The organism is Pseudomonas marginalis (assembly GCF_001645105.1).
Lineage (GTDB): Bacteria > Pseudomonadota > Gammaproteobacteria > Pseudomonadales > Pseudomonadaceae > Aquipseudomonas > Aquipseudomonas petroselini.
Genome location: NZ_LKEG01000045.1, coordinates 18484 through 29672, shown reverse-complemented (window position 1 = coordinate 29672; position 11189 = coordinate 18484). Strand labels below are relative to the sequence as shown.

Below are 11189 nucleotides of genomic sequence, written 5' to 3'. Positions count from 1 at the left end.
AACCGGCATCCCTGCCGGTTTACCCCCCAAATCCCTGTCGAATTCCGGCCAGCGTGTTTGACGGGGCGCCTGAGATCAAAAGCCGGATCAAGATCAACAGCGGCTCGCTTCGCATCGTGGTTAGGGTTAGGGTTAGCGTGGTTGTTACAGTGTTATGTAGATACCTCTGCTGCGATGAGGGGGTGTCAATCGATGATCCAAGGTGACTGACTCACCGCCATCGCCGGCAAGCCAGCCCCACATTTTTGACTGCGTTCAGCCCTTGGCCGACTTGGCGCACTCGCAGCCGGTGGCCGCCGAACACGGTTCACCATGGGCATGGTGCTCGGCACAGCCTTGGCAGCAATAGCCTTTACCGTCCTTCATTACCGCGTCAACACCCAGCACACACTTGCAGTGTGGGCAGGCACAGGTTTCATCTGGCATGGTCAGACTCCTTCTTCATGGTCGTCCAGGTGCGGCGGGCGCCGGCACCTTAAGCAGTGACTGCGGCCCGTCGTCGATGGTTCAAACCATCAGTCGGTGCGGGTATTGCTGCGGTACATGAACACCAGCGCCAGCGCCAAACACGCCATTGCCACGACCCGGCTGCCCGACAGTTCGATGGCCGGGTTGCCCAGCCAGCCGAAGTTGTCGATCAGCATGCCCATGCCCAATTGACCGACGATGACCGCGACCGTGGCAACAGCCGTACCGACCACTGGCACTGCGCCGACCATCACCATCATGTAGACCACGCCGAACAGTGCGCCGGTGAGTTGCCATTTCGGCACGTCCAGCAGGCTCACCGCCTGGGCGGGCTCAAAGAACAGAATCAGCAACGCGGTGACAATCGCGCCCACCACGAAGGTCACCAGGCTGCCACGCAATACACCTACCGTTTGGCCCAGGCGCCCATTGATGGCGGCCTGCACGCTCAATACCGCCCCTGCGGCAACCACCACGACCAGTAACAGAATCAGATTCATCGCCTTAACCTCGTGCAATCAAAACAAGTGCCACCACAATCAGCGCCAGGGCAATCCAGCGCTCGCTATTGACGCGCTTGCGCGCCGCGCCAAACCAGCCGAAATGATCGATGAGCACGCTCTTGCCAACCTGCCCGGACAAAATCGCGATCATGGTCATCGCGATACCGATATGCGGCGTGGCCAGCGTCAGCACCACCACGTAGATCGGCCCCAGGAAGCCGCCGATCAACTGCCAGCGCGGCAGCTCGGACAGCGCCGGGCCCTTTTGCGGGCCGCTGAACAGCAGCAGCAAAAACAGGATCGCCGAACCGACACCGAAGATGCTCAACGTCGCCCACAAATGCCCTACCTGCACACCCAAAGGTCCCAGCAAACCCGCCTCCACCGACAGGCCCATGCCGGCCAGGATCACCAGCGGCAACAACAGCAGCCGTAGGCCTTTATTTTTCGGCTTGGCGTGCGCCACGCCCTCGAGAGAACTTGCTTGCATACATCACCTGCACATCAACAAAGGATTGGATGGCGCGCATTATCCAGTGGCCGTCCTGTGCGATAAATGGGAGAATGCCGACAACACCTTTGCGTAAAACGCACAGACTGGAGACGTGATGCAAGGCTTGAATGAATTGAGTTTCAAGGCGCTACGCCTGTTTGTCGCCGTGCTGGACTTTGGCAGCTTCTCCGAAGTGGCACGCCGCGAGGGCCTGGCGCCCTCCTCCATTTCCCGGCAAATACAGTTGATGGAACAGGCGCTCGGCCAACAGTTACTGTATCGCCACACCCGCGCGGTCAGCCCCACCGAGGCCGGGCGCCTGCTCGGGCGGCATGCGCGGTTGATGCTGGAACAACTGGAAGCCGCCGGCCAGGCCCTGCAGGAACAGGAAAGCGAACCCAGCGGACTGGTGCGCATCAATGCGCCGATGGTCTTCGGCCAGCGCCACATTTCCCCTTGGCTGGGCGAATTGTGCCGGCGCTACCCCAAGCTGCAACTGGATATCCAGCAAACCGACACCTACGTCGACCCACTGCAAGATGGCACCGACCTCCTGTTCCGTATCGGCGTGCTCAACGACTCCAGCATGCAGGCACGCATCTTCGCGCCCCAGCGCTTTCGCCTCGCCGCCAGCCCCGCCTACCTGGCTCGGCACGGCACGCCCCAACACCCTGACGAACTGATCAACCACCAGTGCCTGGCCTACAAAGGCATCACCGGCCAGCAACGCTGGTTTTTCCGCAAGGGCCAGGCTGAGTGGACGCCTTATAGCGTCAAGGGCCCAATCACCGGTAACCACGCCGACACCCTGACCCACGCCGCCGAGCAAGGGCTGGGGCTGGTGGTGTTTCCTTCCTGGTTGATCGGCGAAGGCTTGCGTGCGGGCACGTTGCAGGCGGTGCTGACGGAGTATGAAGTGGCGACTACCCTGGAGCCGCAGCAGATTGCGGCACTGTGGCCGGGCAGCCGGCGCTTGTCGCTGAAAGTGCGGACGGTGATTGATTACTTTGTGGAATGCTTTGGGGGGGTGCCGTATTGGGATCGGTGACCTGTCAGGGTCGAGGAGAACCAAGCTGTCGAAAAGAACCCAGCTACGAAGTAAATCCCCCTACAGCAATAGGTAGGTCCGTTCTGAATTTTTGGGCCAGTATTTCTCGGCTGGGTATGTTGCGGCAGACTTTGAGGGCATCTTTTTGAGAGATCTGCCATGAGAGATCTGCCATGGAAGTCACGTACCAGAAAATATCGCGCTATGAGCGAGTCGCTTCAACCGGCGGTCGTGCCATCTTTGATAGCGCACATAGTTTTGGCTATATTTGGCCAAAATATGGGGGCAACCACATGATTACCGTTCCTCTGGGTGAAGCTAAAAATAATCTGTCGAAATTGGTTGATGAGGCCGCCGCGGGCAAGGTCATTACCATTGCCAAGCATGGACGTGCGATGGCACAGCTTGTGCCCCTCGGGAAATCCAAGGGTCGGCGAATCGGAGCTATGAAAGGTAAGCTCGTCATTCCCGAAGACTTCGATGCAGCGTTGCCTGACGATCTACTGGATGCCTTTGAAGGCAGCCGTCCATGAGAGTGTTGTTGGATACCCATATCCTGCTCTGGGCGCTGACTGAAGACCCGAAGCTGTCCAGCAAAGCCAGGAAGCTGATTGAGAATGCAGCAGAGATTTACATCAGCGCTGCAACATTCTGGGAGATGGCAATCAAGGTCGGCCTGGGGAAACTCACTGTAGATCTGGAGGAAATCCGTGAGTACTGCCTCGAAAGCGGATTCGTCGAACTGCCCGTCACCTCAGAACATGCCATCGCGGTTAAGGATCTTGAGCATCATCACAAAGATCCTTTTGATCGGCTCATCGTGGCAACAGCCATGAGCGAACCGATGAAGCTGTTGACGGCCGATCCGCAAGTCGCCCAATACACGTCCTTGGCGATCCTGGTTTAGATCATTTCAATGGCTGCACCGCTTCGATCAGAACACCCACTGCCCAATCAGCCAGGCATTCGCCCCACTGATCACCGCAAACAGGAACCACGCCAATAACCGTGTCGGCAACCGATTCACGAACGGCCCCATCAACTGTTTATCGCCGGTCATGCGGATCAATGGATACAGCGCGAACGGCAACTGCAGGCTGAGCACCACCTGGCTGAGGATCAGCAGCTTGCCGATGGCATCGTCGCCCATCAGCCATACCCCCAGGAACGCCGGGATCAGCGCCAGCCCACGGGTGATCAGGCGCCGCTGCCAGCAGGGAATGCGCAGGTTGAGGTAGCCCTCCATGATCACCTGCCCGGCGATGGTGCCGGTGAAGGTTGAGCTTTGCCCGGACGCCAGCAAGGCGATGCCGAACAGGATGCTGGCGAACGCGCCGCCCACCAGGGGGTCGAGCAGGTGGTAGGCGTCCTGGATTTCGACCACATCGGTGTGGCCAGTCTTATGGAAGGCGGCAGCGGCGAGCACCAGGATCGCGGCGTTGACCAGCAGGGCCAGGGCCAGTGAGCCGATGGTGTCGATGCGCGCCAGCTTGACCGCGTCCTGTTTGCTGGCCAGGTCCTTGCCGATCAGGCGGGTTTGCACGATGGAGCTGTGCAGGTAGAGGTTATGCGGCATCACCGTGGCCCCGAGAATACCGATGGCCAGGTACAGGGGCGCAGCATCGCTGATGGCCGACAGCGATGGGGTGAAACCGCTGAACACGTCCGGCCAGTAAGGTTTGATCAATACCAACTCGATAAAAAAGCACACGCCGATGGTCGCCACCAGCGCCAGCATGATCGCTTCCAGACGGCGGAAACCGCGATTTTGCAGGGCAAGGATCAGTAAGGTATCGAAGGCAGTGATGACAATGCCGGTGGTCAGCGACACCCCCAGCAGCAGGTGAAAAGCCAGCGCACAGCCGAGCACTTCGGCAAGGTCGGTGGCAATGATGGAGATTTCCGCGAGCACCCATTGGGTGCGTGCGGAGCGCTTGCTATAGCGCTCGCGACACAGTTGCGCCAGGTCTTTGCCGGTGGCGATGCCCAACCGCGAGCACAGGCACTGCACCGCCATCCCCGCCAGGCTGGCCAGCAGCACCACGAACAACAGGCTGTAACCGTAGCGCGAGCCGGCTTCGATGGCCGTGGCCCAGTTGCCGGGGTCCATGTAACCAATGGAAATCAGCAGGCCCGGGCCGGCGAACATCAGCATGCGCTTGAAGAACGAAGCCTTGGGGTCAACGGCAACGGAGCCAGCCACTTCCGGCGGGCAAAACGGGGCGGTAGCGATTTTTGGCAGGCTGAATTTCACACGGTATCCCAGGCAAACACACTCGATAGAGACGCAGCTTATCAGTCGGACGCGACCGTGCGCATCACCGTCTCCCGTGGCAGGTCGAACGTCTCTACCACTTGCACCACCAGGTCCATCTCCTGGTTCAGCGCTTCACGCTCCATGCGCTGGCAAATCACACCAATCACCAGCACCGCCAGGGTGGTGATCGAATACGCCGGACCGGAAAACGCACGCACCCCGCTCACCAGCAGCATCGCCGCAGCCAGGGCCTGGCCGACCACAGGAATAGCCGTGGCCGCACCACGACGCAGGATAAACCCGGTCAGCCCCGCCAGCGCCGTGCCGCTCAACGCGGTGGTGGCCGATCGGCCGACATCGAACCGGCTGAACAACCCCTGCTCCTTCTGCGCGGCGGCCTTGAGTTCCGCGTCGAACACCTGGCGGTCAGCGTTGCTGAGTTTGTCTTTGTACTGCTCAATGAGCTTCTCGGCGACCCGGGCCTCGAGCTCGGCCAACTCAACGGTATCCAGAGACTCGTCGAACTTGATACCCAGCCGTTGCACCACATCTTCGGCGATCTGGCGATAACTCACGCCGTGCCCGCGGGCCATGTTCATGAAGCTGTCACCGCCCATGCGCTGCAACTCGATGGCCAGCTTGAGGGGCTCGCGGACATTACCGTCTATAGATGCACTGCGTTTTTGCGCCATCAGTTCGGCGAGGAACTTCAACTCTTCGGGCCGCGCCTGCACCAGCGCCGGGAACAGCTCCGCGTCCTCTTCGGCAAACCGTACTTCAGGGCTGCGCTGGTCGGAACGGATCATGCCGCGTCGCTCGTGCAGCAGGTCGGTGTACTGCACCACCGTCTGCAACTGCGGCCAATAGGCGGCGTGATCGAACGTCGCCAAGTGCACGTTGGTGACCTTGGCCTTGAGCGCCGGCGTCACCGGGATCGCATAGCGGCCGATACACCGTTCAGTGTCAGGTTTCAGCGCCAAGGCCCAGTCTTTGCTGGAGTGGCAGTTGATCACACGCCCTTTAAGCGGCGCCGAGACGTCGTCCCACGGGCTCGATGTGCAGATCGCCCCGCCCATCAGCAACAGATTGTCCAATGGCAGCTCGCGGGCGGCCTCAGGGCTGGCCAGCAGGCTCTTGACCAGAATGCGCGCGCCAAGGGAATGGCCGATCAGATTGATACGCCGGACTGCCAGGGACTCGCCGTGCAGGTAGTTAGCCAGTTCAGGCAGCAGGCTCCTCGCGACTTCGTCCACCCGCGCCTCGACGCTTTTGTAGTGGTCGAGAAAATAGGCAATCGCCTTGCCCACGCCGACGGTCGCCGCGCCCAGGCTACCACCGCCGAGCATCGCGCCCATGACGTCCTTGAAGGGCGCAAACAGGTTTTCCAGGAAATGCCCCGCCGGCCAGAACAGCATCAGATTGGTCGAGCCTTCGATGCCCGCCAACTGCGCCTTGAAGCTGCCCAGTTGTTGCCGGTTGAAGAACGCCGAATAACCGTGAACATAGAGATTGAGCACATCGCCCTGAGGCTCGCCGCACAGTAGGAACGTGGGCTTGCGGGTGCGGTGCATTTCATCCCACTGGTGCTGCATGGGGCGGTGACTCCTGGTGACAAGGGACGGCGATAGTAACAAAGGGCGCGGCTCAACGCCGTACCGCTGGGGGAAAAGGCACCACGTTGGCCCCCTCTTCCTTTCAGAAGATGGAAGCGGCCTTGGACTTGGCCAGGTAACGCGCCGGTGAATCCCCCAGGTTACGGCGAAACACCGAGGTGAACGCACTGGAGCTGCTGAACCCCAGCTCGAAGGCCACATCGGTGATGGACGAGCCATGGCTGAGCCGCGCAGTGGCTTCCAGCAGGCAAACCTGTTGGCGCCACGACACAAAGGTCATGCCCGTGCATTCACGAAAATTACGCGTGAAGGTACGCCGGCTCATGCTCGACCAATCGGCCATCTCGCCAATCGAGATTTTCTGCGTGGGCGCGTCAAGGAAGCGCTGACAAGAACGGGCCAGGCGCGATTCCGACGGCAGCGGCGCACTCAACGGCAACTCGGGCATCGTGCCGATTTCGTCGATCAGCAGGGTCAGCACACAACAATCACGCACGCTGGGCGAGGCCGATGGCCCAATCGCCAGCGCCGCTTCCAATAGATGACGCAGCAGCGGCGAGACGCCAAACACCTGGCAATAGTCCTGCAACCCGGCGCGCCGGGCGGCGGCGTCGTCCAAGTAGGTGTTGAGCATCACCACGTCGCCGCGCATGTGCATCTCATGCGACACCCCACCCGGCACCCAGATCGCCCGCTGGGGCGGCACGACCCAATTACCCAGGTCGGTGAACATTTTCAACGCGCCTGTGGAGGCGTAGGCGAACTGCCCGCGTCGGTGAGTGTGGCGTGGAAATACTGTGCCGGACGGGTACTCGCGCAACGTCACCACCGCTTCGGGGCTGTCCGGTTTGTAAGGCGAAAAGGTGAAGGTCGGCGGCATGGCCCGATTTTGTCAAAGTATGACCTGACATAGCAAGCGGGCCACCACACCGCCACCTAGAATCATCGCTCCCCAAGTTGGGTTCATATCGAAGGGATATTCGGAAAATGACTGTCAAAAACTACTTGGACGTACGCGTGGACGGCGCTGTTTTGATGGTGGGACTCAACCGCCCGCAGAAGCGCAACGCCATGTCGCTGGAAGTCATGCACGAACTGCGCGAGACCTTCACCCACATCCCAGAAGGTATTGGTGCTGCAGTGCTCTACAGCACCAGCCAGCATTTCTGCACGGGGTTGGACCTGTCGGAAATCCGCGACCAGTCGGTCATCGATAACGTCCAGGCCTTTCGCGAATGGCACAAGACCTTCGAACTGATCCAGTTCGGCAAGGTGCCCGTGGTAGCCGCCATTACCGGTGCCGCCATCGGTGGCGGCCTGGAGATTGCCACCGCCTGCAGCCTGCGCGTGGTCGATGACAGCGCCTTCTTCTCGCTGCCCGAAGCGATGCGCGGCCTGTATGTCGGCGTCGGCGCCTCGGTGCGCTTCCCACGCATCGCCGGCATTGCCCTGATGACCGACATGATGCTCACCGGCCGCACGCTCTACGCCAAGGAAAGCTACGAGCGCGGCGTGGCCCAGTACCTGGTGCCGGTCGGCCAGGCGGTGCTCAAGGCCACCGAATTGGCGCACAAGATCGCCGGCAACCTGCCCATGACCAATTACGCGGTGACCCATGTGTTGCCACGCATTGTTGATCAAAGCCAGCAGGACGGGCTGATGACGGAAGCCTTGATTGCCGCCGTGGTGTCTTCCGACACCCGCACACAGGATCGCCTGGCGGATTTCCTGGATCGCAAGAAGGACAAGATCCAGACCGCGCCAGCGGTGTAACTCCCGGTCGTGAACGTTGCCGAGCGCACCTCGGCAAACCATGGATGGCCTTCACAACTCACTATCAACCGGTGAAACCATGTTTCAGCACAGCACTCAAGACGATCTTTATCGCAGCAATGACGCGACCGATGAACGATTGATCAAAATCGAACGCAGCTGGCACAAACGCGCACAGATCAAGCTCGACTCCCAACGCCCGGATATCCAGCTTGACCTGCAAGCGCCGGACTTTCTCGAGGCCCTGTTACCTTTCGCCCATGACCCGCACTACCAACACTACCCCCATGCCCTGAAGTTGCTGATCCTGTCGGCCGGCTGGGTGATCTACAACCAGAAAACCATCGCCATCGAAACCGAAATCATCTGCCCGTCCTGCATCGACCTGCTGCAGCTGGGCTCGCGCCTGAGCTCGGCCAGCGCCGCGACGATTTCCGAAACCCTGGCGGATGAGGCCTACCACACACTGTTCTCGATCAACATGTGTGAGCTGGCGATTACCCAGCGCGGCATGCGCATTAAATGGCCGGAGCTGGAACTGACCCGCCACCTCAGCCAGGCCCAGGCCACGATGTCCGAGGCGGACTTCAAAATCTACCGCCTGGCGTTCTCGCTGGTCTCGGAAACCTTTATCAGCGACTACCTGGCCGACCTCAGTGACGCGCCGGACATCCAGCCGGTGTTTCGTCACGTGGTGGCCCTGCATAAAAAAGACGAGCTGGTGCACAAACACATCTTCCCGCTGTTCGTGCAGCAGGTGGTGGGTGACTTCACCCCGCAGCAAACCACGCTGTTCACCCGCGGCATCGCCAACTCCATCCGGATCTTCCCGATGCGCGAGATTTCGGCGTGGCGAATCATCCTGCCGCAGCTGCTTGAAGTGTTCGGTGATCGCTCACTGCTGTTGCCGACTCAATTCACCGAGACCGGCGAAGCGGACTACTCGGCCATGCCCGAGATCCTCAGTTCCATCGGTATACGCCCCGAAGCGGTGCTGCCTGAGCTGCATGGGATGAACGAACCGGTCATCACCGTTTGAACCCAGCGTGTCGCTGATCACTACAAATTCAATAGAGTAATTGTCATGTGTGGATACATTGGCGTCTTTGCCAAACAACCTCGTGCGTTCAACCCCAACCTGTTCGATGCCGCCCTGCGTGCGATCCATCATCGTGGCCCGGACAGCTCCAGCCAGTGGTTCGACCCCAAGGGCCAGGCCGCTTTCGGTTATGTGCGCCTGGGCCTGGTCGGCCTGGGTAACGGCACCCAGCCGATCGTCGCCGATGAAGGCGACCTGGTGATGATGGTCAACGGCGAGTTCTATGACTATCAACGCATCCGTACGGAGCTGGAGGGCTACGGTTGCCGCTTCAAGACCTCGTCCGACAGCGAAATCGCCATGCACCTGTACCGCCGTCACGGCGTACGCGGCCTCAAGCAACTGCGCGGCGAGTTCTCCATTCTGATCTTCGATCGCCTGCGCAAAAAGCTGTTTGCCGTGCGTGACCGGGTGGGCGTCAAGCCGCTGTACTACACCGAGCATGAAGGCGCCTGGTACTTCGCGTCCGAAATCAAAGCCTTGCTCGCCGCCGGCGTGCCCGCAGAGTGGGACCACGAAGCCTACGCCAACCGGGGCTTTATCCTGCGCGACCGTACCGTGTTCAACAACATTCGCAGCGTCAAACCCGGCTGCTGGATCATCGCTGACGAAAGCGGCCTGCAAACCGAACAGTATTGGGACTGGGATTTCCCCGACGCCCAGGCCACCGAGCAACGCAGTGAAGCCGAGATAATCGACTCGCTGCGCCACACCATCGAAGAATCCGTGCGCCTGCGTTTGCACGCCGATGTGCCGGTGGGTGTGTGCCTCAGCGGCGGCCTGGACTCCTCGGCCATGCTGGGCATCGCCACCGAACTGACCGGCCAGCCGCTGCAGGCCTTCCACTTGTCCTTCGAAGGCGAGCAGGCCTACGACGAACGCCAGTACGCTGAAATTGCCGCCCGGCATAACCGCGCCCACCTCAATGTGCTGTCGGTGAACTCCGCCGACATGGCGGACAACTTCGAAAACGCTCTGTGGCACGCCGAGATGCCCTTCGCCAACGCCCATAGTGTGGCCAAGTACCTGCTGTGCAAATACGTGCAGAACCAGGGCATGCGCGCGGTATTGACCGGTGAAGGCGCCGACGAAGTCTTCGGTGGCTACCCGCACTATCGCCGCGACATGGTGTTGTACAACCACGAAAACCAAGACCCGACGGCAATCGCCGAGCTCGCCCGCCGCCTGCACGCCAGCGAAGATCGCTACCTCCCCGGCGGCAAGAACGATGTGAAATGGGTGCAGGACGAACTGGGCCACGGCGTGTCCTGGCTGCAAACCCAATCAGCGTTGTTCGGGCCCCTGGCGCAGTTGTACAGCGATGACTTCCGTGAGCGCTTCAGCAATACCGACGCCTATCGCGAGTTCTACGACCGTCTGAGCCCACGGGCGCTGAACGGCTGGGAACCGGTCAACCGCTCGCTGTACATGGTCGCCAAGTCGAGCCTGCCCAACGTGGTGCTGACCTCCCTGGGCGACCGCATGGAAATGGCCGGCAGCCTGGAAGGCCGCCCACCGCTGCTCGACCACCAAGTGATCGAGGCCGCCTGCCGCCTGCCGGTGAACATGAAAGTGCGCGGCGCCACCGAGAAATACGCCCTGCGCGAAGCCATGCGCCCGTATGTGCCGCAGGCCGTGCTGGACCGCAAGAAGCAATACTTCCGCGCGCCGCCGGCGTCCGAGAGCCCGCAATCGAAGCTGTATGAAATGATCAACGACGTGTTGAGCGGCCCGGCACTGAGCAACGTGCCGTTCTTCGACCCACGTAAAGTACGCGCCTTGCTGGCAACCCTGCCAAGCTTGTCCCCCGCCCAACGCGCCTCGGCAGACAATCTGCTGATGGAAATCGCCGGGCTGTGCCTGATGCAAAAACGGTTCGCCTTGAACTGACTTTCCGGCGGCACATCGCAATTGCGCTGTGCCGCCTGACCCAAG

The 11189-nt window shown here is 60.7% G+C and carries 12 protein-coding genes; 6 read left to right on the top strand and 6 right to left on the bottom strand.

Annotation, left to right across the window (positions count from 1 at the left end; genetic code table 11):
* Positions 1 to 255: 255 nt before the first annotated feature.
* The 3 genes from AO064_RS20175 to AO064_RS20165 form a co-directional block, all read right to left on the bottom strand.
* A complete protein-coding gene (locus AO064_RS20175; protein ID WP_012723680.1) occupies positions 256 to 426 on the bottom strand; it encodes a metallothionein in 171 nt (56 codons plus the stop codon).
* Between the two features lie 89 nt (positions 427 to 515).
* Entirely contained in the window at positions 516 to 968 is a 453-nt protein-coding gene (locus AO064_RS20170) for a DMT family transporter (RefSeq protein WP_064054416.1), read from the bottom strand.
* Between the two features lie 4 nt (positions 969 to 972).
* The gene (locus AO064_RS20165) at positions 973 to 1461 is read right to left on the bottom strand and encodes a DMT family transporter (protein WP_064054415.1); all 489 of its coding nucleotides are present in this window, start codon (positions 1459 to 1461) and stop codon (positions 973 to 975) included.
* Between the two features lie 118 nt (positions 1462 to 1579).
* Here AO064_RS20165 and AO064_RS20160 point away from each other — a divergent pair, with 118 nt between their 5' ends.
* From AO064_RS20160 to AO064_RS20150, 3 genes are all read left to right on the top strand, one after another.
* On the top strand, positions 1580 to 2512 hold the full coding sequence (locus tag AO064_RS20160) for a LysR family transcriptional regulator (protein ID WP_064054414.1): 933 nt from the start codon (positions 1580 to 1582) through the stop codon (positions 2510 to 2512).
* Between the two features lie 173 nt (positions 2513 to 2685).
* Positions 2686 to 3045, top strand: a complete 360-nt coding sequence (locus tag AO064_RS20155; RefSeq protein ID WP_244159536.1) for a type II toxin-antitoxin system Phd/YefM family antitoxin — start codon at positions 2686 to 2688, stop codon at positions 3043 to 3045.
* The gene (locus AO064_RS20150; protein WP_012723675.1) at positions 3042 to 3419 is read left to right on the top strand and encodes a type II toxin-antitoxin system VapC family toxin; all 378 of its coding nucleotides are present in this window, start codon (positions 3042 to 3044) and stop codon (positions 3417 to 3419) included. The genes AO064_RS20155 and AO064_RS20150 overlap by 4 nt, the downstream gene beginning before the upstream one ends.
* 27 nt (positions 3420 to 3446) lie before the next feature.
* Here AO064_RS20150 and AO064_RS20145 read toward each other — a convergent pair whose 3' ends face one another.
* From AO064_RS20145 to AO064_RS20135, 3 genes are all read right to left on the bottom strand, one after another.
* Positions 3447 to 4766, bottom strand: a complete 1320-nt coding sequence (locus AO064_RS20145) for an Nramp family divalent metal transporter (RefSeq protein WP_064054413.1) — start codon at positions 4764 to 4766, stop codon at positions 3447 to 3449.
* A gap of 41 nt (positions 4767 to 4807) precedes the next feature.
* Positions 4808 to 6361: a DUF726 domain-containing protein gene (locus tag AO064_RS20140; protein ID WP_064054412.1), complete on the bottom strand. Its 1554-nt coding sequence runs from the start codon at positions 6359 to 6361 to the stop codon at positions 4808 to 4810.
* A 103-nt stretch (positions 6362 to 6464) separates the two neighbouring features.
* Positions 6465 to 7262, bottom strand: coding sequence for an AraC family transcriptional regulator (locus tag AO064_RS20135; RefSeq protein ID WP_012723672.1), 798 nt, complete (start codon positions 7260 to 7262; stop codon positions 6465 to 6467).
* A gap of 107 nt (positions 7263 to 7369) precedes the next feature.
* Here AO064_RS20135 and AO064_RS20130 point away from each other — a divergent pair, with 107 nt between their 5' ends.
* The 3 genes from AO064_RS20130 to asnB all read left to right on the top strand — a co-directional run bounded on the left by AO064_RS20130 (position 7370) and on the right by asnB (position 11144).
* Positions 7370 to 8155: a crotonase/enoyl-CoA hydratase family protein gene (locus AO064_RS20130; protein ID WP_043205189.1), complete on the top strand. Its 786-nt coding sequence runs from the start codon at positions 7370 to 7372 to the stop codon at positions 8153 to 8155.
* Positions 8156 to 8234: 79 nt separating this feature from the next.
* The gene (locus AO064_RS20125) at positions 8235 to 9194 is read left to right on the top strand and encodes a diiron oxygenase (RefSeq protein ID WP_046036719.1); all 960 of its coding nucleotides are present in this window, start codon (positions 8235 to 8237) and stop codon (positions 9192 to 9194) included.
* 45 nt (positions 9195 to 9239) lie between these two features.
* A complete protein-coding gene (asnB, locus tag AO064_RS20120) occupies positions 9240 to 11144 on the top strand; it encodes an asparagine synthase (glutamine-hydrolyzing) (RefSeq protein WP_064054411.1) in 1905 nt (634 codons plus the stop codon).
* The last annotated feature ends 45 nt before the right edge of the window (positions 11145 to 11189 follow it).

Bases quoted from the DNA above. Each gene is read 5' to 3' on its own strand.
- AO064_RS20175 (WP_012723680.1), bottom strand. From the start codon at position 426: ATGCCAGATGAAACCTGTGCCTGCCCACACTGCAAGTGTGTGCTGGGT.
- AO064_RS20170 (WP_064054416.1), bottom strand. From the start codon at position 968: ATGAATCTGATTCTGTTACTGGTCGTGGTGGTTGCCGCAGGGGCGGTA.
- AO064_RS20165 (WP_064054415.1), bottom strand. From the start codon at position 1,461: ATGCAAGCAAGTTCTCTCGAGGGCGTGGCGCACGCCAAGCCGAAAAAT.
- AO064_RS20160 (WP_064054414.1), top strand. From the start codon at position 1,580: ATGCAAGGCTTGAATGAATTGAGTTTCAAGGCGCTACGCCTGTTTGTC.
- AO064_RS20155 (WP_244159536.1), top strand. From the start codon at position 2,686: ATGGAAGTCACGTACCAGAAAATATCGCGCTATGAGCGAGTCGCTTCA.
- AO064_RS20150 (WP_012723675.1), top strand. From the start codon at position 3,042: ATGAGAGTGTTGTTGGATACCCATATCCTGCTCTGGGCGCTGACTGAA.
- AO064_RS20140 (WP_064054412.1), bottom strand. From the start codon at position 6,361: ATGCAGCACCAGTGGGATGAAATGCACCGCACCCGCAAGCCCACGTTC.
- AO064_RS20135 (WP_012723672.1), bottom strand. From the start codon at position 7,262: ATGCCGCCGACCTTCACCTTTTCGCCTTACAAACCGGACAGCCCCGAA.
- AO064_RS20130 (WP_043205189.1), top strand. From the start codon at position 7,370: ATGACTGTCAAAAACTACTTGGACGTACGCGTGGACGGCGCTGTTTTG.
- AO064_RS20125 (WP_046036719.1), top strand. From the start codon at position 8,235: ATGTTTCAGCACAGCACTCAAGACGATCTTTATCGCAGCAATGACGCG.
- asnB (WP_064054411.1), top strand. From the start codon at position 9,240: ATGTGTGGATACATTGGCGTCTTTGCCAAACAACCTCGTGCGTTCAAC.